Here is a 20,438-nt window from a genome sequence, read left to right as displayed (position 1 = left end):
GATGACAGAAAAATGACGGCATCCTTGTCGTGTCACAAAGACTAGCTACGAGGATGCCGCAACAGCTTCTTTAGATATTGCTGCAGCAGCATCGCATCCTGGTCGTTGACCGGCGGACAGGGCGTCACCTGGTCTATTGCCTGCTCAATATCCTGAATCAATGCCTGCTGGGCATCATGCTCCATATGGCGCAATAATGCGGTGACCACGATCTCCAGCGCTTCAACCTGCACCGTCAGTTCCTTTGCTTCTTCTTCTTTTTGCGCCAGTTTAACCAGTAACTCAGCAATGAGATTCTTCATAGCACCAGTTCCTTATGCGAGGCCTGTTTTTGATTGGGATGTCATACCCGATGACGGACCTCAGAATTACTTAAAATAAGAATCATCGCAACACCCAATATACAGCGAAACGTTTTACCACAACAAAATACCACTATAAATAGTATTGTTTAATCATGGCCGGGGATGGTTATACCCAGATGGTGCGGGAAATAATGAAATGGAATATCGCTCACGAAATGGCGATAACAAAAAGTAATGGTTAATCTACGACGGTGAATAATGTTGACGGTATTCTGATGAAATACCGTCAACAGAGAATTACGCCGCAGCGCGACGGGTGCGGCGCAGCATCCATGCCAGCTGCCAGAGGTTGATGAAGACGATAATGGCGGTGGCAATAAACACCCAGCGGAAGCCGGCCATGGCGGATACAGAGGCGCCAATCAGCGGCCCGGCGACATTGCCCAGATACATAAACGACTGGTTATAGCCAAAGATGCGCCCGGTGACGCTGTCGCTACTGTATTTCAGCAATAAGGTCTGCACCGCCGGGAGCATCGCGCCATCGGCAAAGCCAAGCAGGAAACGCAGCGTCCCCAGCTGCAGCGGTGTGGTGACAAAGGACATGGCGAAGAACATCACCACTGCGCAGCAGAGCGTCGCGAGCAGGATCCGCGAGGTACCGATGCGATCGCCTAACTTACCCAGCCGTGGCGCAGAAATCAGCGCTGACACGCCGGGCACCGCGGCGATCATCCCGGCCAGAAAGGCGATATTGTTGCTGTCCGGCACCATCGACTTGATAAACAGCGCCAGAATTGGGCCAATTGAGCCGTTGCACAACTGGATCACCAGGGTGGTGAAAAAGAGGCTGATCACCAGCCCCGGGTAGGGCAAGGAGGCAAAGACTTGTTTCCCGGTGAGGCGCTCGCTTTTGCTGACCTGCGGGCGGGCGCCCTCTTTAATCAGAAACAGCGTCACCAGGAAGCTTACGGTCAGCAAAATCGCGGTGATGATAAATACGGCGCGCAAACCGACATGATCAGCCAGGAAGCCGCCGAGCAGTGGGCCGCCGATCACGCCGCTGATTTGCGCCGTTGATAGCGTGCTCAGCGCCCAGCCGCTACGCTCGCGCGGCACCTGGGAGGCCACCAGCGCCATGGCGTTGGGGATATAACCGGAGGTTAAGCCCATGATCGCCCGCAGGATAAACAGCTGCCAGACGTTAGTGGCGAAGGCCTGCAGTAAAATAGCAATCGCCATCCCCAGCGAGGCACGCAGCAGCATCAGCTTGCGGCCTTTGCGGTCTGCCAGGCTCCCCCACATCGGCGAAACGATCGCCGAGACAAGAAAAGTCACGCTGAAGGTCAGCCCCGACCACATCGACAGCGCTTCATGCGAGGTGACGCCCAGCTGGGAGACGTAGAGGGGCAAAAAAGGGAGAATTTGACTGATCGCCAGGCCGGTAAAAAAGCAGCCAAACCAGACGGAGATAAGATTAACCTTCCAGGATTCCATAACTACGCGTATTCATTAATGATTTGCCAATTATTACCTAGCTTAGCAATTTCATTCCACTGGTGTACTACCATAGATGCGCTGGCGATGAGTTTGGTGTTTTATGAGTGCGGATGAGAACCTGACGAAGCATTTTCTGGTCATTTAGGCTGCTCACAGCGCTTTATGCTCAAAAGCAGAAGCCCTGTCCGCGCATCCCCAGATGAAAATGATTGGCGTGAGCCGCATTGTACTCTGGCCCCAGTGCGTTGCCGAAGTAGTGGCAGCTGTTGCTCAACAGCGCCGCCAGCCAGGGATGCGAGGTCTCGTTCCGCCAGCCCTGCAGGACGCTGACGCGTCGGCCGTCCGCCAGACGGAAACCGCTGACGTCCAGCGCGTCCGCCGTGGCGTGTTCACTGCGCCGCGCCTGTTGCCGATGGTAGATATTGCGGCAGGCGAAGCTGCCGAGATGATCGATCTGGCGCAGATCGCTCGCCATCAGCTGACGGGTCAGCGGCTTCGCCTGCTGTTCGACGTACAGCGCAGTGCTGAGCGCCAGCGGGCAGCTGGCGAGGAAGCTGCTGCTCAGCGTCACGCTGCCAAAATTCGCCACTCGCACCACGTTATGCAGCGGGCAGCTTCCCCCGCTGTCGGCCACCGGCCGGCTGGCGATAAGCCGCCGGCGATTGGCTTCCGCCAGCAGGGAGGCGCACTGATCTGCCGTCAGCCTGTGCAGCTTGAATGACGTCAGCCAGCCCGGGGGATCGTCCAGCGCCAGCGGTACCAGAGGATTCAGGTGCGGCGGCAGATAGCGGTATCCCAACAGGCCCGCGCCGAGCAGCCCGGCCAGCACCAGCAGCGTCTTTCCTCTCACGCCCACTCCCGTCAATTGATCAGGTAAATATTATGGCAGGCAGGCAGCGGTTTCACATGGTATGTTATGCCCTTTGATGTTATCTGGATGGAAGTTGAAATGGCAAAGATGAGGGTTGGGATCGTTTTTGGCGGCAAGTCGGCGGAGCATGAAGTGTCGCTGCAGTCAGCGAAGAATATCGTGGAAGCGATTGATAAATCGCGCTTCGATGTGGTTCTGTTGGGCATTGATAAACAGGGGCTATGGCACATCAACGACGCCGGCAACTACCTGCTCAATGCTCAGGATCCTGCCCGCATTGCCCTGCGCCCTTCCACAGTGACTCTGGCGCAGATCCCAGGCCGCGAAGCACAGCAGCTGATTAACGCCGACAGCGGCCAGCCGCTGGCGGCTATCGATGTGATTTTCCCCATCGTCCACGGCACGCTGGGCGAGGATGGCTCCCTGCAGGGCATGCTGCGCATGGCGAATCTGCCTTTCGTGGGTTCCGATGTGCTGGGCTCCGCGGCCTGTATGGACAAAGACGTGACCAAACGTCTGCTGCGCGATGCCGGGCTCGCCGTCGCCCCGTTTATCACCTTGACCCGCGCCAACCGCGCGCAGTTCAGCTTTGCCGATGTCGAAGCGAAGCTGGGCCTGCCGCTGTTCGTGAAGCCGGCCAATCAGGGCTCATCGGTTGGCGTCAGCAAAGTTAAAAACGAAGAGCAGTACCATCAGGCGGTGGCCCTGGCCTTTGAATTTGACCATAAAGTGGTGGTGGAACAAGGCATTAAAGGGCGGGAAATTGAGTGTGCGGTGCTGGGTAACGACCACCCGCAGGCCAGCACCTGCGGTGAAATTGTCCTCAACAGCGAGTTTTACGCCTACGACACCAAATATATCGATGACCAGGGCGCGCAGGTGGTGGTCCCGGCCGCCATCGCCCCTGAGATCAACGACAAGATCCGCGCGATTGCGGTGCAGGCCTACCAGACCCTGGGCTGCAGCGGCATGGCCCGCGTTGACGTGTTCCTCACCGCCGACAACGAGGTGGTGATCAACGAGATCAACACCCTGCCGGGCTTTACCAACATCAGCATGTATCCGAAGCTGTGGCAGGCCAGCGGCCTCGACTACACCAGCCTGATCACCCGGTTGATTGAGCTGGCGCTGGAGCGCCATGCCGCGGACCGGGCGCTGAAAACCTCCATGAACTAAAACGCGTTTACCGCGCCTGGCAGCAGGGGCCTCAGGCCTCTTCTGCCGGGCGGCGGCGGATCACCAGGCCCGCGGCCCAGAAGCTAATCACCCAGGTCACCAGACCAACGGCGTAAGATTGCCAGCCCTGCGTTTCAAACCCCAGCAGCCCCACCACCCCATTGAGAATAAAAATTAACCCCAGCGCCACCGCGTAGTAGTGCCAGTCGCGGCGAATTTTATCAGTGAGCTTCATGCGGCCTCCAACAGCAAAAAACGCATCTTCGCATAGCCGCCCGCGGCGGTCTGTAGCGCCAGGGAGAATGTTGCTGGATTGCGACGCCGCTCTCCCTTTTGGATCCTGTGGCGCGGTTAACACAACGGCGAAAACAGGATTATTCCTGGACGGCAATTACCAGCAATCTGATACTGACAACGGCCCCTCACTGCCAGAATACCTGCCATAGAGCTGGAGAAAAAACCAGCAGCGCAGAGGTGGGAGGGCCTATGGCTGAATTCAGTTTTTCAAAATCGCTTTTGGGAAATAAAAAAAGAGGGGCGCTGACCGGCAGCCATGTCGCCTACGGGCTGTTCGTCCTGGTCTGCTGCTGGGCCGGCGCGCAGATGCTCAGCATGCTGATCCACGCCCCGGGGGTATTTGAACGCTTGATGCAAACGCAGGACGCCAGCCGTCCGCAAGTCGACATCAGCCTCGCCGTTGGCACTCTCTTTGGACTGATCCCTTTCGCGATCGGCTGCTCGTTCATCGTGCTGCTCGCGCTTATCGTGCGCTGGCGTCAACGCCGTTAACGCCGCGCCATACAGTTTGCCCGCCGCTCATCAACCCGTTTTGCAAACCACGCCGTCGTCAGATTTCGGGTAATTTTCGGACTCTCCAGCTGGATCCCTGGCAACATCTCCCGCGGCAGGGTCTTGCCCGCCTTTTTCTCGGCGAGGCGGAAAACCTGCTGATAAAGGTCGGTCTTCTCAAACGCCAGGCTGTCACCCTTTTTCAGCTGGCGGTGGATCTCGCTGTCGCTCATTCCCAACTGGCCCGCCAGGCGACGCACCGCCAGTTCGGTGCTGCCCGGTTCCTCGCTGTCGTAGCGGATAAGGTCGCCGTCGAGCGCCAGTTTTACCCCGCTGGCTTTCACCACCGCGTTCTGGAAGGCGGCGTTACGGCTGGCATACCAGCCGGCGTTGAAGTCGGCAAAGCGGTACAGCGGCGCACTGTAACTGGCCGGGTAGTTCAGCAGATGATAGGTGCCAAACCACAGGCCACCGCGCAGGCTGAAGACCTCCTGGCGCACCGTACCGCTCATTTTCCACGGGTAGCCGGAGGTGTGCTGCTCGGCAAAGGCAATGCTGACCTGCATTGGGCCTCCGGTATGCACCGGGTTAAGCGAACCGAACAGCTTCTGCCCCATCGGCACCATCCCGATAAAGTCATCAAAAATGGCGCTCAGCTGCTTTTCCGTCTTCACGTTGTCCAGACGGTCGCTGTAGCTTTTGCCGTTTGGCGAAGTGATCTTCAGCGCGGTATGGACCAGAAACGGCGGAATGTGCATTTTTTCCGCCCGGCGGTCAATTTCCTGCCAGGCGATTTTATTTAGCCCCGGCACCACCGGATCGGACTGATAGTTAGACTCCTGCTGCGCGACCGCCAGCACCGAACAGACGTTCTCTTCCGTCGGCGCCAGCTTCTGGCTGTCAAACGCGGTGGCGATGGCTTGCGCCCAGGCCTCCCGATCCTTGACGCTGGCCGGCATTTTCTGCCGCACCACCGACGCCACGTCAACGGGCTTCTCGCCCTCTTTCAGCGTCGGGGCCTGCTGGCTGGTACAGGCGCTCAGCACCATGGCCGCCAGCAGCGTCAATGAACCGGGAATAATGCGCGATAAACGTGCGGCCATCATGCTTCCTTGTCTTGATTAACGTAATGTCGGGATCGCTTCCTGCAGCGGCTTGCCGTCCAGCTCGCGTTCAAAACTGCGCAGACGTTTGTAGATGGACATCAGTTCCACCAGCGTCGTCCACGAGCTGATCAGGTACTGGAACGAGCCGCGCACCTGGCCGAAGACGTTGGTAATTTGCGTCATCAGCCCGAGGGTAATCGTACCGGCAACGATCGACGGAAACAGCAGGAAAAGGCCGAAAACGTTATCCACCTGCAGATAGAGAATGCGGGCGATGTTGAAATACATATAGTGGAAATAGAGACGGAAGTAGTTGCGACGCACCGCGCTGAACAGCTCACGTACCGTTGGCGGCGTGGCGCGGGTTTCATCATCCTCACCATAGACCAGCTCTTTACGATAGGCGGCTTCCACGCGCTGGTTTTTAAACTCCAGGCCAGGCAGCTTAATCCCCACTACCGCCAGCATGCCGGTTCCCATCAGCGACCAGACGATAGCGGCAATCACCAGGCCATACGGCAGATGACCGACGATGGGCAGGTCGGGAACGTGTTCGGAGAGTGTCACCAGCACCGGCAGGAAGGCGATCAGGGTCATCACCGCGTTGATAAAGCTCACCCCCATATCTTCCAGGGTGGAAGCAAAGCGCATGGTATCTTCCTGCACACGCTGCGCGGCGCCTTCGATATGGCGCAGATGCTGCCAGTGGGCCATATAGTGTTCGTTCATCGCCGTACGCCAGCGGAAGACATAGTGGCTGACGAAGAAGTTGTTCATCACGCCAATGATCACCGCGATGATCGCGATGCCGAGAAAGATGCCGATCTCCTGATAAAACTGGTTGATGCTGACCTTATGCGGGGTGGCCAGCGCGCTCTGGATCAGGTCGTAGAACGGCGCATACCAGGCGTTGATCGCCACCCCGACTTCCACCAGAAACCAGGTGACGAAGATGATGAGCGACGTGCCGAGAATCGACCAGTACTGCCAGCGGTGCGGGCAGTAGACAAACCAGAACAGTGCAAATACGCCGACGCAAAACAGATAGTAAGCGTAGAACACCAGATAGTTGAGCGACCAGAAGCGCGCCGCGCTGATCGCCACATTTTGCGATGCCCCGGTGACCCGCAGCAGCCAGTCGCCGCCGCCCGCCTGCCAAAAGATCACGGCCAGCAGCGACCAGATAAAGGCAGAAATAAAAAACGGCCCCGGTTTGGGGAAAAAAGATTTAAACATTATTGTCTCCTGCTAACTTCTTATCGTTCTGCTATTGCTGTGTACGACGCATACGTCGGCCGCCGCGTGGATGCGCTCTCGCGGGGCAGACGAATGATAAGACCGGATATCAACAGCTTAGTTCTGCTGCCAGGCGTGCAGAATTGTTTCTGTGGGTTTCACCTGTAAAGGATTGCCAGGAACGGTCAGCGTACGCCACACCTCATTGTAGTGGGCGATAAGCGTCGCGGCCTGCGCGGCGGGGCGGTCGGCGGTGGTGTGGGCATCTTCCGCGATCACAATACCGTACCCGCGGCTGGCGCCGTTTTTAATGGTAGTGTCGAGGCAGTAGTCGGTGGCGCAGCCGCAGATGACGAATTGCTGAATGTCGTGTTCGTCCAGCACCTGCGCCAGCGAGGTGTGATAGAAGGCGTCGCAGGCGGTTTTGGTGACATACAGCGCGCCAGCTGGCTGTTCCAGCTCGGGAAGCAGGGCGAAGCCTTCGCTGCCGGCTTCGAGGCCGCCGGCTTCATCATGCTGAATGAAAATAACCTTGTCCGCCGCGCGCACCAGACGATTAATTTGCGCGACGCAGCGCTCGCGCGCCAGACGCGGCGTGGCGAACACGCCGTTTTGCATATCCACGACCATCACTACCCGTTGAGCCGTCATTGTTCTCTCCCACGAACTTTCAGCCAAACGGTCATCATACGCGGCAGCGGAAAAAGCCGATATCTGAAAGCGTAAAAAAGTCTTTTTTACGCACCGTTACCTTTTTCCTGCAGGAATGTCGTGAATCCCACTTTGTTCTGCGCCACTTCGTAGTATAAATACCCTCTTCTCTTTTATTTATTTAATGGATGATCTCCGTTGAAACGTAGTTTGCTCATTTTTGCTGCGCTGTGCGCGGCGTCGTGGACCTCGGTACAGGCCGCACAGCCCACCGTTGATCCGGTTTTCGCCTCGGATGTGGTCGATCGTTACGCCAATCATATCTACTACGGCAGCGGCGCCACCGGTATGGCGCTGGTGGTTATCGATGGCAATCAGCGCGTTTTTCGCAGCTTTGGCGAAACCCGCCCGGGAAATAATCAGCACCCGCAGCTCGACTCGGTGATCCGTATCGCCTCCCTCAGCAAACTGATGACCAGCGAGATGCTGGTGAAGCTGCTCGATCAGGGGGTGGTGAAACTCAACGATCCGCTAAGTAAATACGCCCCGCCGGGTACCCGGGTGCCTGACTGGCAGGGAAAACCGATCACCCTGGTTAACCTCGCAACCCATACCAGCGCCCTGCCGCGCGAGCAGCCTGGCGGCGCCGCTCATCGCGCGGTGTTTGTCTGGCCGACCCGCCAGCAGCGCTGGAACTGGCTCTCTACCGCGACCCTGAAGACGGCGCCCGGCTCGCAGGCCGCCTATTCCAACCTGGCCTTCGATTTACTGGCGGACGCCCTCTCCAACGCCGCCGGCAAACCTTATCCGCAGCTGTTCGAAGAGCAGATCACCCGGCCACTGGGGATGAAGGACACCACCTTTACCCCGTCACCGGATCAGTGCCAGCGGCTGATGATCCCGGAAAAAGGCGCCAGCCCATGCAACAACACCCTGGCGGCGATCGGTAGCGGCGGAGTCTACTCGACACCAGGCGATATGATGCGCTGGATGCAGCAGTTCCTGTCATCCGATTTCTATACCCGCAGCCAGCAGGCCGACCGGATGCAGACGCTGATTTATCAGCGTAACCAGCTGACCCGGGTGATTGGTATGGACGTGCCGGGCCGCGCCGACGCGCTGGGACTTGGCTGGGTGTATATGAAGCCGAAGAATGGCCATCCGGGGATTATTCAGAAAACCGGCGGCGGCGGTGGGTTTATCACCTATATGGCGATGAATCCGCAGGCTAACGTCGGCGCTTTTGTGGTGGTGACCCGCTCGCCGTTAACCCGCTTCAACAATATGAGCGATGGCATCAACGACCTGGTCAGCGAGTTGAGCGGCGCGCAGCCCAACATGCAGACGGCCAGCCAGTAAGCTCGCGGGGGTTTCGCCGACACGACATAACGATCGTTTTGGCGAAACATCCCCATGCCATTTCAGTTACACTAACGTCTTTCATTTCACAAAATCAGGCAAACCATGACAGATTTAATCACTCGCCCCCGCCGCCTGCGTCAATCCGCTGCGCTGCGCGCCCTGTTTGAAGAGACAACACTGAGTTTGAACGACCTGGTGTTGCCGATCTTTGTTGAAGAAGAAATTGATGATTACAAAGCGATCGAGGCCATGCCCGGCGTGATGCGCATTCCGGAAAAATATCTGGCGCGTGAAATCGAACGCATCGCCAACGCCGGTATTCGCTCGGTGATGACCTTTGGCATTTCTCATCACACCGATGCCACCGGCAGCGATACCTGGAATGAAAATGGTCTGGTGGCGCGTATGTCGCGGATCTGCAAGTCCACGGTGCCGGAGATGATCGTCATGTCCGATACCTGCTTCTGCGAATACACCTCCCACGGCCACTGTGGCGTGCTGTGCGACCACGGGGTGGATAACGACGCGACCCTGGAAAACCTCGGCAAGCAGGCTGTTGTCGCCGCCGCCGCGGGGGCGGACTTCATCGCCCCTTCCGCCGCGATGGACGGTCAGGTACAGGCGATTCGCCGCTCGCTGGATGCCGCCGGTTTCACTAATACGGCGATTATGTCCTACTCCACCAAGTTCGCTTCTTCCTTCTACGGCCCGTTCCGCGAAGCGGCCGGTACCGCGCTGAAAGGCGATCGTAAAACCTATCAGATGAGCCCGATGAACCGCCGGGAAGCCATTCGCGAGTCCCTGCTCGATGAAGCCCAGGGCGCCGACTGCCTGATGGTGAAACCGGCTGGCGCCTATCTGGATATTCTGCGCGATATCCGTGAACGCAGCGATCTGCCGCTCGGCGCCTATCAGGTCAGCGGGGAGTACGCGATGATCAAATTCGCCGCCCAGGCGGGCGCTATCGATGAAGAGAAAGTGGTTCTGGAAAGCCTCGGCGCTATCAAACGTGCAGGCGCCGACCTGATCTTCAGCTATTTCGCCCTCGATCTGGCCGAGAAAAAAATCCTCCGTTAAACCCGCCCCTCCCCGGTGGCGCTTCGCTTACCGGGGCTACCAAACCTCATCCCCGGTGCGCTGCATTTATCGCGACCACCACACCGTAGCCCGGATAAGGCGCTTGCGCCGCTATCCGGGGACAGGCGCTAACCAATATCTGTAGCTAAAATTTTGCGCGCCGCTTTCCATCTTCTGCGCCTTCTCCTTGGCGTACCGGATTTCGCCTTCTACCGTGTTAAACCACATCATAAATACCGAATTCCAGGAGATCCTGTGGTGGCTTATCGACGTTATTACATTAAGGGGGGAACCTGGTTCTTCACCGTTAATCTTAAAGACCGTAGAAGCATGCACCTAACTGAAAACATAGAATTATTGCGCTACTCTGTCGCCGTTGTTAAACAACATCGACCCTTTACTATTGATGCCTGGGTGGTGTTGCCTGAACATCTCCATTGCATCTGGACACTACCTCATCATGATGACGATTTTTCTTCACGCTGGAGAGATATCAAAGGCTGTTTTACCAGAACGTTAAAACGGCAACGCCTCTGGCAACCGCGCTTCTGGGAGCATGCCATACGCGATGAAGATGATTACCGCCGACATGTTGATTACATCCATATCAATCCACTTAAGCATGGCTGGGTCACCCGAGTGATCGATTGGCCATTTTCAACCTTTCATCGCGATGTCCAGCGCGGGCTATATCCCCCAAATTGGGCTGGCGATAGCTTTGATCTTATCTGTGGTGAACGCCGATAGCCTCTCCCCGGTGGCGCTGACGCTTACCGGGGCTACAAATCGGCGCCAACCGTAGCCCGGATGAGGCGTTAGCCGCTATCCGGGAAACCTCCCCGCTGCGACCGAAACTTCACTCAACTGTAATCTGAACGACATCTCCACCTTCTACTGTCTGGGCAGGACGGAGGAGGAGCCACTATGTTTAGTCTCGACAACGTACTCGATGACCTGTGGCCTCAGGCGAGGCCCGCCCCCTGGCAAAAGAAACTGTTAAAAAAGCTGTTTCATGAGGAAGAGTTTCAACAATTTGCCGATCGTCATCGCCACCTGAAGGGGCTTGATACGGTCGAACAGGTACTGGAATACCTCAATATCCGTTGTGCCATCCCGGCGCACGATCTCGAACAAATCCCCGAAGATGGCCCGCTGGTCATTATCGCCAACCACCCCACCGGCACCCTCGACGGCCTGGCGCTCCTGTATGCGGTATCCCGCGTGCGCCGCGACGTCAAAGTGGTCACCAACCGCATGCTCACCCACCTTGAGCCCCTGAGCTCGCTGTTTATCCCGGTGGATAACATTCATGGCCGCACCGCTAAAGCGGCGCTGCAGCAGATGGATCACCAGCTGCAGGCCGGCGGGGTGCTGATCTTCTTCCCGGCGGGGGAAGTCTCCCGTCTGACCCGCCGCGGTATCCGCGATAGAAAATGGCACTCCGGTTTTATTAAGCTGGCGGCAAAATATCGCGCCCCGCTGCTGCCTGCATGGATTAACGCCCACAACAGCGCCCTGTTTTATGCCAGCACGCTGATATCAGACAACCTGCCGCTGCTCCTGCTGATGCAGCAGATGTTTCGCCGGCGCAACAGCAGCCTGCCGGTGCGCATCGGCCAGCAGATCCCCTGGTCGAACTGGTTCGATGCGCAGTCCAGCGCTCGCGATCTTACCGGCCGCTGCTATCAGCATCTTGAACAGCTGCGCAAAGGGCTGCCGGGGCAGTTCAAAACCGCAAGCGCCATCGCCCGCCCGGAAGATCGGGCGCGGCTCAAACGTGAGCTGAACAAGGCCGAATGCCTGGGCCGTACCGCCGACGGCAAAATGATTTACCTCTGGCAGCGCAACGGCCAGGAGGAAGCGCCGCTGCTGCGCGAGCTGGGACGTCTGCGGGAAATCGCCTTCCGCGCGGTCGGGGAAGGCAGCGGCAAACGGCGGGATATCGACGGGTATGACGATGACTATCTGCATCTGATCCTGTGGGATGAAGACGATCTGGAAATCGTCGGCGCTTACCGCTTTATGCCGACGGCCATCCAGCTGGCAAAGCGCGGCCTGGAAGGGATCTACAGTTACAGCCTGTTCCATTACGACGGGCGGATGGACGATGTCCTGCAGCATGGCATTGAGCTGGGGCGCAGCTTTATCCAGCCGCGCTACTGGGGGCGTCGCGGGCTGGATTATCTGTGGTCCGGCATCGGCGCTTATCTGGCGCGCTATCCGCACTATCGCTATCTGTTTGGTCCGGTGTCGATTTCTGGCGGGTTGCCGCCCGCCGCCCGCGATCTGCTGGTGGCGTTCTACCGGCTGTGGTTCCCGGCAACGCATCCGCTGGCGGAGTCGCGTCGACCTTATCCGGCATCGCTGCCCGACGTGCTGGCGCAGTTTGGCGGGCAGGATTACAACGACGACCTGGCCCGGCTGAAGTCCCTGCTCGGCAATCTCGGCTGCGCGATCCCACCGCTGTATAAGCAGTACTCGGAAGTGTGCGAGCCGGGCGGCGTGCAGTTTATCGATTTCGGCAGCGACCCGGATTTCAATAACTGCGTGGATGGTCTGGTGCTGGTGGATCTCACCTACCTGAAGGCCAATCGCTATCAGCGCTATATTGGCGCGCATCTGGGTGCGCAAAAATCGGCATAAACGCTTTTCCCGGCTTGCGGCGCGTTGCGCCTTAGCCGGGCTACGGTTCACCGTTTCCGGCGGATCGGTAGCCCGAAAAAGGGCGGCTGATGCCTTAACCGGCTACAAGCATTACCCCGCCCGGTAATACGGCTTATCGCCGAGGATCGTCGCCCGGTGCATGATCCGCCGCTGTGGCAGATAGTCGGCGTTGGCGTAATGCTGGGTCACCCGGTTATCCCAGATAGCGACATCGTTCGGCTGCCAGCGCCAGCGCACCTGAAACTCCGGTTTAGTCACATGGGCAAACAGGAAATTCAGCAGCGCCGCGCTCTCTTTCTCGCTTACCTCGACAATTCGCGTGGTAAACCCTTCATTAACGAACAGCGCCTGCTTGCCGGTCACCGGGTGGGTACGCACTACCGGATGCAGCAGCGGCGGATGCTTCGCCACCGCTTCCTGCCAGCGCCGATGCTCGGCTTCGGTCTTGTTGTACTTATACTCCTGGAACGATTTGCGGAAATCGTGTTCGGCATGCAGGCCGCTCAGCAGCTGCCGGAAAGGTTCTGACAGCGCTTCCCAGGCGGCGATGCCGCTGGTCCACAGGGTGTCTCCGCCGGTTGTCGGCAGCTCTTTCGCCGCCAGAATGGCGCCAGCGGGCGGCGTATCGATAAAGGTGACATCGGTATGCCAGTTGTCATTGTCCGGGGGATTATCGTTGTGGGTATCGAGGACGATAATCTCTTCCACGCCAGGGGCGTGAGGGTAGACCGGATGGATATGCAGGTCGCCAAACCGCAGCGCCAGGTCGCGCTGTTGCGCCGGGGTGATATTCTGCTCGCGCAGGAACACCACCTGATGACGCAGTACCGCGTGATACAGCTGTTCAAACTGGTTGTCGCTCAGCGGACGGGTTAAATCCGCCCCGGTCACCTGCGCGCCAATATACGGCCCCAGCGGGGTAATGCTCAGACGTTCACTCATTGTACTTCTCCATGCCAGGGCGTCAGGCGCCGCTGCAGCGCGCGCAGACCCAGTTCCAGTAAAAAGGCGATAATGGCAATCACCGCGATCCCCGCCAGCACCACATCGGTCGCGAGAAACTCGCCAGCAGACTGCACCATAAACCCTAACCCGCGAGTGGCGGCGATCAGCTCAGCGGCCACCAGCGTTGACCAACCCACCCCGAGACCAATGCGCAGCCCGGTGAGGATCTCCGGCAGCGCGCCGGGGAGGATCACCAGCCACAGCACCTGCGCCCGGCTGGCGCCCAGCGAACGGGCGGCGCGAATGCGCACCTGCTGCGCGCTTTTTACCCCTGCCAGCGCCGACATCGCTACCGGGGCGAAAATCGCCAGGTAGATCAGCAGGATCTTCGAGGTTTCACCGATGCCAAACCAGATCACCATCAGCGGTAGGTAGGCCAACGGCGGCACCGGACGATAGAGTTCGATCAGCGGATCGAGGATCCCACGCACCGTCGGGTTGAGCCCCATGGCGATCCCCACTGGGACGCCAATAAGCACTGCCGCCAGCAGGGCGATGACGATCCGCGTCAGGCTCGCCGCCAGATGCTGCCAGAGCGTCGCATCCATAAAACCCTGCGGCCCGGCGATAGTGATAAGCTTCTGCAGCACCTGGCCCGGCGGCGGCAGAAACAGCGGGCTAATCAGCTGCAGCGCCGCGACCGCCCACCAGACGGCCAGCAGCACCGCCAGGGTCGCCACGCTGAGGGTGAGCTGACGGGAGAGCGGCCAGCGCCACTTCAGCGTCGACTGACGCGGTTTGTCGTTCAGTAGCACGCTCATGAGAAAGCCTCCCGTTGGTCAAACACCCGGCTCAGAATGTATTCCCGCTGTTCAATAAAGCGCGGGTCGGATTTGATGCTGCGGCAGGGTTCTCCCGCGACAAAACGACGGCTGAAATCAAGCGGCAGCCGCTCCACCACCCGACCCGGCCCCGGCGACAGCAGCACCAGCTCGGTCGCCATGAAAATGGCTTCTTCAATGTCATGGGTGATCAGCAGCACCTGTTTGCCGGTCTCATGCCAGAGCGTCAACAACAGCGTTTGCATCTGCTCGCGGGTAAAGGCGTCAAGCGCGCCGAAGGGCTCATCCAGCAGCAACAGCTGCGGATTCGCCGCCAGCGCCCGGGCGATACCCACCCGCTGGCGTTGACCGCCGGACAGCTGCCAGATAAAGCGCTTTTCCGCCCCTTCGAGGCCGACCTTCTTCAGCATCTGCGCCGCCGCTTGCCGGCGCTGCGCTTTATCCACGCCCGCCAGCTGGAGGCCCAGCGCCACGTTATCCTGCACATTGCGCCACGGCAGCAGGCCTTCATTCTGGAAGACCACGCCGCGCTCTGCGCCCGGCCCGGTCACCCGCTGACCTTCGAGGGTGATGCTGCCGTGCTGATAGGGCACGAATCCGGCAATCAGGTTCAGCAGGGTAGTTTTACCGCAGCCCGAGGGCCCCAGCACCACCAACAGCTCCCCACTCTCCAGCGTCAGGTTGATATCCGCCAGCGCCGGTTTACCGCCGTAGTCGGCGGAAAGATGCGAGATTTGCAGCATCGCCGCCTCCTTTACTTCACGAAACGGTCAGTGACGTACTGACGATAATCGGTTCCCGCCGCAGGCACTTTGCCCTGCTCTTTCAGGAAGCGCGCGGTATCGACGATGGCCTGATTGACCGGGCCGTTCAATGCCTGCGCCTGCTCAGCGGCGGTCAGATAGGTGTTCCCCTTCACCAGCCCCGGAACATCGGCTTCCGGCACGCCGCTCAGGCGCGCCAGCTTGCTGATGTTGTCCGGCTGTTTCAGCCATGTTTCCGGGTTGGCGATGTAGGGCTGCTGGGCGTCGATGGCGCTTTTAGCAAAGGCTTTGACGATCTCCGGATGCTGCTCGGCGAAGTCCTTACGGACCACCCAGACGTCGAGGGTTGGCGCGCCCCACTCCCCAACCTGCGCGGAATCGGTCAGCACCTTGCCCTCTTTTTCCAGTTCGTTAACCGCTGGCGCCCAGACGTAAGCGCCATCGATATCCCCGCGCTGCCAGGCGGCGATAATCGCTGGCGGCTGCAGGTTAATAATCTGCACCTGTCCCGGCTTGATGCCCCAGTGTTTGAGCGCCGACAGCAGGCTGTAGTGGGTGGTGGAGATAAACGGCACGGCAATGCGCTTGCCGATCAGATCTTCCGGTTTAGTGATGCTCTTTTTCACCACCAGCGCTTCGGAGTTGCCGAGCTTTGAGGCGAGCAGGAACACTTCGATCGGCACCTGCTGACTGGCGGCCACCGCCAGCGGGCTGGAGCCGATATTGCCGATCTGCACATCGCCGGAGGCCAGGGCGCGCACCACGCTGGCGCCGCTGTCAAATTTCCGCCAGTCGACGGTCGCGCCGCTGGTTTTGGCGAAGGTATTGTCCGCCTGGGCGACTTTCGCCGGCTCAGCGGAGGTTTGATACGCCACGGTCACGTTGACCGCCTGCGCCTGGAAGGCGGCGACGGCCAGCGCCGCCAGAAGAGTAATTCGCGATGTGAATGCCATAGTGTCTGCTTCCCCTGAGTTGTTATAGGTGCAGTATTTCCGGCATCAGGATGCAGATGAAGTAATTAAAAATTCTGGCTAATAGCGAATCGTTTTTAGAACAAAAGCGGGAAAGGATAGTTGGTTTTGTGCGGTGGGTTGGCGCCGGGTGCCGGCAACGGATCGCGCAATGTGTAGGCCGGGTAAGCGCAGCGCCACCCGGCACAAAACTCAGCGCTTCGCGTTAAGCGCGGCGATATCCTTCGGCGTGGTGCGGCAGCAGCCGCCAATCAGCTTCGCCCCGGCCGCCAGCCACTGCGGCAGATAATCCGCCAGGGTGGCGCAGGCTTCGCCATGATGGTGCCAGGTCTTGCTCACCGCATCATAATGTTCGCCGGAGTTAGGATAGACCACCAGCGGCAGGGCCGTCAGGCTGTGCAGATGCGCCAGCGCCGCGGGCGTATTTTCCAGGGCGATACAGTTGATGCCCACCGCCACCACCTGCGGGTTATCCGCCAGGGCAGCCATCACCTCGCGTAGCGGCGTGCCATCGCTGAGATGTTCGGCGTCGCGCAGCGTGAAAGAGTACCAGGCGCGGGCACGGGGATAGTCCTGCAGCAGGGCCGTCAGCGCCTGGATCTCAGCAAATGACGGCAGGGTTTCACAGGCCAGCAGGTCGGCGCCCGCATCCAGAAGGGCTTCGACGCGCGGGCGGTGGAAATCCTGGAACTCTGCCGCGCTGCGCTGATAATCGCCGCGATACTCCGAGCCGTCGGCGAGAAACGCGCCATACGGCCCTACCGAACCGGCCACCAGCAGCGTGCCAGCCTGCGGGTTCTCGGCGAGGTACGCCTCGCGTGCCTTGCGCGCCAGTTCGACGCTTTTGCCGATCAGCGCCCGGGACTGCGCATCATCCAGCCCGCGCGCGGCAAAGCCGGCGGGAGTGGCCTGATAGCTGGCGGTGATCGCCACCTGCGCCCCGGCGCGAAAGTAGTCGAGATGCACATCGCGGATCAGCTGTGGGTTCTCCAGCAGCACTTTCGCCGACCACAGGCTGTCGGCCAGATCGCAACCGCGGGCCTCCAGCTCGGTGGCCATAGCGCCGTCCAGCAGGACATAAGGCTGGGCGGCCAGAAGGGCAGTGAACGGATTAGTCTGCGACATGTTGGGACTCCTGAGTCATATTCCGTGAACGAGTGAGATACCAGGCACCATAGCACAGGGCCACAAAGGGGATCCCGCACCACAGCGCAATTCTCTGGCTCGGGTCAAAGGCGAGGCCCACGCAGGCCACCAGGCACAGCACAAAGCCCAGAACGGGCACCACCGGATACCAGGGAGCGCGATACTGCAGATCGCCCAGGGCCTTACCCTGCTGCAGATGGCGGCGGCGGAACATAAAGTGTGAGGCGCAGATGCTCAACCACACCGCCACCACCGCAAAGCCGGAGATCGCCGACAGCGCCACAAACACCGTATCGGGCGCCACCACGCTGGAGAACAACGCCAGCACGCCACCCAGCATACTCACCGACAGCGCGGTCACCGGCACGCCCCGTTTATTGACTGTGGCAAAGCAGGCCGGCAGCGTCTTCTCGTTCGACAGCGACCACAGCATCCGTCCGGAAGCGTACAGGCCGGAGTTAGCCGCCGACAGGATCGCCGTCAGGATCACGAAGTTGAAAATGTCCGCCGCGTAAGGGATGCCCACCTTTTCAAACACCAGCACGAAGGGGCTTTTCTCCACCCCCGCCTGCTGCATTGGGATCAGCGCCGCCAGCACAAACACGGTGCCGATAAAGAAAATAATCAGCCGGGCGATGGTGGTGCGGATGGCGACCGGAATGACCTTATGCGGGTTTTCCGTTTCCCCGGCGGCAATGCCGATAAGCTCCGTTCCGGAGAAGGCGAAGTTCACCGCCACCATGGTCATCAGGATCGGCAGGCCGCCGTGCGGGAACCAGCCTTCGGCGGTGATATTATGCAGGCCCGGCGCCGGGGAGCCATCCTGCATCGGAATGAAGCCGAAAATGGCCGCGCCGCCGAGAATAATAAACGCGATGATGGTGATCACTTTCACCAGCGAGAACCAGAACTCGCCTTCGGCGAAGAAGCGCGTCGAAATGATATTAAGGCCGAAGATCACTGCGCAGAATACCACGCACCAGATCCAGACCGGCACCTGCGGGAACCAGTACTGCATGCAGAAGCCCGCCGCGGTAAAACTCGACCCCAACGCCACCGTCCACGTCAGCCAGTAGAGCCACGCCACGGTATAACCCGTCGCCGGGCCAAGATAGCGCGCCGCGTAAACGTGGAAGGCGCCGGTCTCCGGCATCGCCACCGACAGTTCACCGAGACACTGCATCACCAGCCAAACCACCAGAGCGCCAATCAGGTACGCCAGCAGCGTCCCAGCCGCGCCGGTGGTAGAGATGATATAGCCGGTATTAAAGAATAAGCCGGTGCCAATCACGCCGCCGAGCGACAGCATGATCAGATGGCGCGTTTTCATGGTGCGCTTCAGTTGCCCACCTTGTTGTTGTGTTGTGCTTTGCATTTTATTTTCTCACGCCAGCCCGCTTGCCCGGGTCATGATGCGTATAAACGTATAGACATCTAAACATCCAAAAGAAGAAGAGTTATACCGTGACGCCGCGGAAAAAGCAAAGCCGCTGCACCAGAGCACGCGCCGACAGCGTGCAGCCTGCCCCATTTTTGCGCAGCGCCGGCGGGCGCGCCACGGACTGACGCCTCCTCGCGACAGACAACGTTCTGGCACTCTCTTTGCAGCCTGTCGTTCAGAACCTTTCTATCTGGCGAGGCAACACGTATGACAGAGCAAACCACCACCTTAAAAAGAACGCTCGGCAGTTTTCGTTTATGGGGGATCGCCGTCGGACTGGTGATATCCGGGGAGTACTTCGGCTGGAGCTACGGCTGGTCACAGGCGGGCACGATGGGGTTTATGGTCGTCGCCCTGGCGGTCGCCGCGATGTACTGCGCCTTTATTTTCAGCTTTACCGAGCTGACCACCGCCATCCCGCACGCTGGCGGCCCTTTCGCCTACGCCTACCGCGCCTTCGGGCCCACCGGCGGCTTTATCGCTGGTTTTGCCACCCTGATTGAATTCGTCTTCGCCCCGCCGGCCATCGCCATGGCCATCGGCGCCTACCTCAACGTGCAGTTTCCGGCGCTGGATCCGAAATGGGTCGCCTGCGGCGCTTACGTGATCTTTATGACGCTCAATATTCTCGGCGTCGGCATTGCCGCCACCTTCGAGCTGATCGTCACCCTGCTGGCCATCTTCGAGTTGCTGGTGTTCATGGGCGTGGTCGCGCCCGGCTTCTCCTGGAGCCACTTCACCACTAACGGCTGGGCGGGCGCGGAAAGCTTCAGCGGCCTGGCGCTGCCGGGGATGTTCGCCGCCATTCCGTTCGCTATCTGGTTCTTCCTCGCCATTGAAGGGGCCTCCATGGCGGCCGAAGAGGCCAAAGATCCGCAGCGCACCATTCCGCGCGCCCTGGGCGGCGGCATTCTGACGCTGACGGTGCTGGCGATCGGCGTGATGGTCTTCGCCGGTGGCGTCGGCGACTGGCGCGCGCTGTCCAATATTAACGATCCGCTGCCCCAGGCGATGAAGACGGTCGTGGGCAATGGCAGCGGCTGGCTGCATATGCTGGTGTGGCTGGGGCTGTTTGGCCTCGTCGCCTCCTTCCACGGGATCATTATGGGCTATTCGCGGCAGATCTACTCCCTCGCCCGCGCCGGCTATCTGCCCGCCGGGCTGGCGACCCTCAACCGCCGCACCCGTACCCCGCATCTGGCGATCCTCGCCGGCGGCGTGGTCGGTATCGCCGCGATCTTCTCCGACTCGCTGATCACCATCAGCGGCATGCCGCTGACCGCCTGTATCGTCACCATGTCGGTATTTGGGGCTATTGTTATGTATATCACTTCCATGGCGGCGCTGTTCAAACTGCGCCGTAGCGAGCCGAAGCTGATCCGTCCGTTCCGCGCCCCGCTCTACCCGCTGGCGCCGGCCTTTGCCCTCGGCATGGCGGTGATCTGCCTGGTGGCGATGGTCTGGTATAACCTGCTGCTGGCGCTGATTTTCGCGGCGATGATGCTCGGCGGCTACCTGTGGTTCCGCAAAACCGCAGCAGCCCGTGAACGGGCGCCAGTGGATCCTCAACTGCGCACGGTCTCCTGAGGAGG

At 59.6% G+C, this 20,438-nt stretch carries 21 protein-coding genes; 7 read left to right on the top strand and 14 right to left on the bottom strand.

Annotated elements, in window-relative coordinates:
- Positions 1 to 41: 41 nt before the first annotated feature.
- The 3 genes from iraP to CWM61_RS13815 form a co-directional block, all read right to left on the bottom strand.
- Positions 42 to 302, bottom strand: coding sequence for an anti-adapter protein IraP (gene iraP, locus CWM61_RS13825; protein WP_008805343.1), 261 nt, complete (start codon positions 300 to 302; stop codon positions 42 to 44).
- A gap of 300 nt (positions 303 to 602) precedes the next feature.
- On the bottom strand, positions 603 to 1,802 hold the full coding sequence (locus tag CWM61_RS13820; RefSeq protein ID WP_074386766.1) for a multidrug efflux MFS transporter: 1,200 nt from the start codon (positions 1,800 to 1,802) through the stop codon (positions 603 to 605).
- Between the two features lie 169 nt (positions 1,803 to 1,971).
- Positions 1,972 to 2,655, bottom strand: a complete 684-nt coding sequence (locus CWM61_RS13815; RefSeq protein WP_100631418.1) for an extensin family protein — start codon at positions 2,653 to 2,655, stop codon at positions 1,972 to 1,974.
- Positions 2,656 to 2,754: 99 nt separating this feature from the next.
- On the opposite strand from CWM61_RS13815, the gene ddlA reads away from it, so the two are divergent.
- Positions 2,755 to 3,852, top strand: a complete 1,098-nt coding sequence (gene ddlA, locus CWM61_RS13810; RefSeq protein ID WP_012542722.1) for a D-alanine--D-alanine ligase — start codon at positions 2,755 to 2,757, stop codon at positions 3,850 to 3,852.
- A gap of 31 nt (positions 3,853 to 3,883) precedes the next feature.
- Here ddlA and CWM61_RS13805 read toward each other — a convergent pair whose 3' ends face one another.
- The gene (locus CWM61_RS13805) at positions 3,884 to 4,087 is read right to left on the bottom strand and encodes a DUF2754 family protein (RefSeq protein WP_012968852.1); all 204 of its coding nucleotides are present in this window, start codon (positions 4,085 to 4,087) and stop codon (positions 3,884 to 3,886) included.
- Positions 4,088 to 4,338: 251 nt separating this feature from the next.
- On the opposite strand from CWM61_RS13805, the gene CWM61_RS13800 reads away from it, so the two are divergent.
- Positions 4,339 to 4,641 carry a YaiY family protein gene (locus CWM61_RS13800; RefSeq protein WP_100631417.1) on the top strand — a complete coding sequence of 101 codons (303 nt, stop codon included), beginning with the start codon at positions 4,339 to 4,341 and terminating at the stop codon, positions 4,639 to 4,641.
- On the opposite strand, the gene CWM61_RS13795 is transcribed toward CWM61_RS13800, so the two are convergent.
- The 3 genes from CWM61_RS13795 to CWM61_RS13785 form a co-directional block, all read right to left on the bottom strand.
- The gene (locus tag CWM61_RS13795) at positions 4,638 to 5,744 is read right to left on the bottom strand and encodes a DUF1615 domain-containing protein (RefSeq protein ID WP_061155610.1); all 1,107 of its coding nucleotides are present in this window, start codon (positions 5,742 to 5,744) and stop codon (positions 4,638 to 4,640) included. The two genes, CWM61_RS13800 and CWM61_RS13795, sit on opposite strands and share 4 nt — an antisense overlap.
- A gap of 18 nt (positions 5,745 to 5,762) precedes the next feature.
- Positions 5,763 to 6,983: a peptide antibiotic transporter SbmA gene (gene sbmA / locus CWM61_RS13790; RefSeq protein ID WP_061155611.1), complete on the bottom strand. Its 1,221-nt coding sequence runs from the start codon at positions 6,981 to 6,983 to the stop codon at positions 5,763 to 5,765.
- Between the two features lie 117 nt (positions 6,984 to 7,100).
- On the bottom strand, positions 7,101 to 7,613 hold the full coding sequence (locus CWM61_RS13785; protein WP_162493340.1) for an isochorismatase family protein: 513 nt from the start codon (positions 7,611 to 7,613) through the stop codon (positions 7,101 to 7,103).
- Positions 7,614 to 7,832: 219 nt separating this feature from the next.
- Here CWM61_RS13785 and ampH point away from each other — a divergent pair, with 219 nt between their 5' ends.
- The 4 genes from ampH (at position 7,833) to CWM61_RS13765 (ending at position 12,716) form a co-directional block, all read left to right on the top strand.
- Complete coding sequence (gene ampH / locus CWM61_RS13780; protein WP_074386770.1) at positions 7,833 to 8,993, top strand: D-alanyl-D-alanine-carboxypeptidase/endopeptidase AmpH; 1,161 nt, start codon at positions 7,833 to 7,835, stop codon at positions 8,991 to 8,993.
- 105 nt (positions 8,994 to 9,098) lie between these two features.
- On the top strand, positions 9,099 to 10,073 hold the full coding sequence (gene hemB / locus CWM61_RS13775) for a porphobilinogen synthase (RefSeq protein WP_002890201.1): 975 nt from the start codon (positions 9,099 to 9,101) through the stop codon (positions 10,071 to 10,073).
- A 255-nt stretch (positions 10,074 to 10,328) separates the two neighbouring features.
- Positions 10,329 to 10,820 (top strand): REP-associated tyrosine transposase, encoded by a 492-nt coding sequence (locus CWM61_RS13770; RefSeq protein WP_100631416.1) that lies wholly within the window; start codon positions 10,329 to 10,331, stop codon positions 10,818 to 10,820.
- A 177-nt stretch (positions 10,821 to 10,997) separates the two neighbouring features.
- Entirely contained in the window at positions 10,998 to 12,716 is a 1,719-nt protein-coding gene (locus tag CWM61_RS13765; RefSeq protein WP_100631415.1) for a lysophospholipid acyltransferase family protein, read from the top strand.
- Between the two features lie 111 nt (positions 12,717 to 12,827).
- Here the strand turns inward: CWM61_RS13765 and tauD are convergent, their stop codons facing one another.
- The 7 genes from tauD to CWM61_RS29230 all read right to left on the bottom strand — a co-directional run bounded on the left by tauD (position 12,828) and on the right by CWM61_RS29230 (position 18,991).
- Positions 12,828 to 13,679, bottom strand: coding sequence for a taurine dioxygenase (gene tauD, locus CWM61_RS13760; RefSeq protein ID WP_004144604.1), 852 nt, complete (start codon positions 13,677 to 13,679; stop codon positions 12,828 to 12,830).
- Complete coding sequence (tauC, locus tag CWM61_RS13755; RefSeq protein ID WP_074386773.1) at positions 13,676 to 14,503, bottom strand: taurine ABC transporter permease TauC; 828 nt, start codon at positions 14,501 to 14,503, stop codon at positions 13,676 to 13,678. The genes tauD and tauC overlap by 4 nt, the downstream gene beginning before the upstream one ends.
- Positions 14,500 to 15,267 carry a taurine ABC transporter ATP-binding subunit gene (gene tauB / locus CWM61_RS13750; protein ID WP_023288561.1) on the bottom strand — a complete coding sequence of 256 codons (768 nt, stop codon included), beginning with the start codon at positions 15,265 to 15,267 and terminating at the stop codon, positions 14,500 to 14,502. Before tauB ends, tauC begins: the two co-directional genes overlap by 4 nt.
- An 11-nt stretch (positions 15,268 to 15,278) precedes the next feature.
- Positions 15,279 to 16,241, bottom strand: coding sequence for a taurine ABC transporter substrate-binding protein (tauA, locus tag CWM61_RS13745; protein WP_008805331.1), 963 nt, complete (start codon positions 16,239 to 16,241; stop codon positions 15,279 to 15,281).
- Between the two features lie 210 nt (positions 16,242 to 16,451).
- Positions 16,452 to 17,384 carry a homocysteine S-methyltransferase gene (mmuM, locus tag CWM61_RS13740; RefSeq protein ID WP_008805330.1) on the bottom strand — a complete coding sequence of 311 codons (933 nt, stop codon included), beginning with the start codon at positions 17,382 to 17,384 and terminating at the stop codon, positions 16,452 to 16,454.
- Positions 17,371 to 18,780, bottom strand: a complete 1,410-nt coding sequence (gene mmuP / locus CWM61_RS13735; protein WP_100631414.1) for an S-methylmethionine permease — start codon at positions 18,778 to 18,780, stop codon at positions 17,371 to 17,373. The genes mmuM and mmuP overlap by 14 nt, the downstream gene beginning before the upstream one ends.
- Before the next feature lie 82 nt (positions 18,781 to 18,862).
- A complete protein-coding gene (locus CWM61_RS29230) occupies positions 18,863 to 18,991 on the bottom strand; it encodes a hypothetical protein (RefSeq protein ID WP_165785109.1) in 129 nt (42 codons plus the stop codon).
- Positions 18,992 to 19,053: 62 nt separating this feature from the next.
- Here CWM61_RS29230 and eat point away from each other — a divergent pair, with 62 nt between their 5' ends.
- A complete protein-coding gene (gene eat, locus CWM61_RS13730) occupies positions 19,054 to 20,433 on the top strand; it encodes an ethanolamine permease (protein ID WP_061155617.1) in 1,380 nt (459 codons plus the stop codon).
- Positions 20,434 to 20,438 lie beyond the last annotated feature (5 nt).

Origin of the sequence: Klebsiella sp. K-Nf6 (genome assembly GCF_002806655.1) — a bacterium.
In the GTDB taxonomy this organism is placed as follows: domain Bacteria; phylum Pseudomonadota; class Gammaproteobacteria; order Enterobacterales; family Enterobacteriaceae; genus Klebsiella; species Klebsiella variicola.
The sequence above is the reverse complement of the archived record's forward strand: the minus strand, read 5'-3'. Positions and strand labels throughout refer to the sequence as shown.

Excerpts from the sequence above, each read along its gene's own strand:
- iraP (WP_008805343.1), bottom strand. The coding sequence starts at position 302 with ATGAAGAATCTCATTGCTGAGTTACTGGTTAAACTGGCGCAAAAAGAA.
- CWM61_RS13820 (WP_074386766.1), bottom strand. The coding sequence starts at position 1,802 with ATGGAATCCTGGAAGGTTAATCTTATCTCCGTCTGGTTTGGCTGCTTT.
- ddlA (WP_012542722.1), top strand. The coding sequence starts at position 2,755 with ATGGCAAAGATGAGGGTTGGGATCGTTTTTGGCGGCAAGTCGGCGGAG.
- CWM61_RS13805 (WP_012968852.1), bottom strand. The coding sequence starts at position 4,087 with ATGAAGCTCACTGATAAAATTCGCCGCGACTGGCACTACTACGCGGTG.
- CWM61_RS13800 (WP_100631417.1), top strand. The coding sequence starts at position 4,339 with ATGGCTGAATTCAGTTTTTCAAAATCGCTTTTGGGAAATAAAAAAAGA.
- CWM61_RS13795 (WP_061155610.1), bottom strand. The coding sequence starts at position 5,744 with ATGGCCGCACGTTTATCGCGCATTATTCCCGGTTCATTGACGCTGCTG.
- sbmA (WP_061155611.1), bottom strand. The coding sequence starts at position 6,983 with ATGTTTAAATCTTTTTTCCCCAAACCGGGGCCGTTTTTTATTTCTGCC.
- CWM61_RS13785 (WP_162493340.1), bottom strand. The coding sequence starts at position 7,613 with ATGGTCGTGGATATGCAAAACGGCGTGTTCGCCACGCCGCGTCTGGCG.
- hemB (WP_002890201.1), top strand. The coding sequence starts at position 9,099 with ATGACAGATTTAATCACTCGCCCCCGCCGCCTGCGTCAATCCGCTGCG.
- CWM61_RS13765 (WP_100631415.1), top strand. The coding sequence starts at position 10,998 with ATGTTTAGTCTCGACAACGTACTCGATGACCTGTGGCCTCAGGCGAGG.
- tauD (WP_004144604.1), bottom strand. The coding sequence starts at position 13,679 with ATGAGTGAACGTCTGAGCATTACCCCGCTGGGGCCGTATATTGGCGCG.
- tauC (WP_074386773.1), bottom strand. The coding sequence starts at position 14,503 with ATGAGCGTGCTACTGAACGACAAACCGCGTCAGTCGACGCTGAAGTGG.
- tauB (WP_023288561.1), bottom strand. The coding sequence starts at position 15,267 with ATGCTGCAAATCTCGCATCTTTCCGCCGACTACGGCGGTAAACCGGCG.
- tauA (WP_008805331.1), bottom strand. The coding sequence starts at position 16,241 with ATGGCATTCACATCGCGAATTACTCTTCTGGCGGCGCTGGCCGTCGCC.
- mmuM (WP_008805330.1), bottom strand. The coding sequence starts at position 17,384 with ATGTCGCAGACTAATCCGTTCACTGCCCTTCTGGCCGCCCAGCCTTAT.
- mmuP (WP_100631414.1), bottom strand. The coding sequence starts at position 18,780 with ATGCAAAGCACAACACAACAACAAGGTGGGCAACTGAAGCGCACCATG.
- eat (WP_061155617.1), top strand. The coding sequence starts at position 19,054 with ATGACAGAGCAAACCACCACCTTAAAAAGAACGCTCGGCAGTTTTCGT.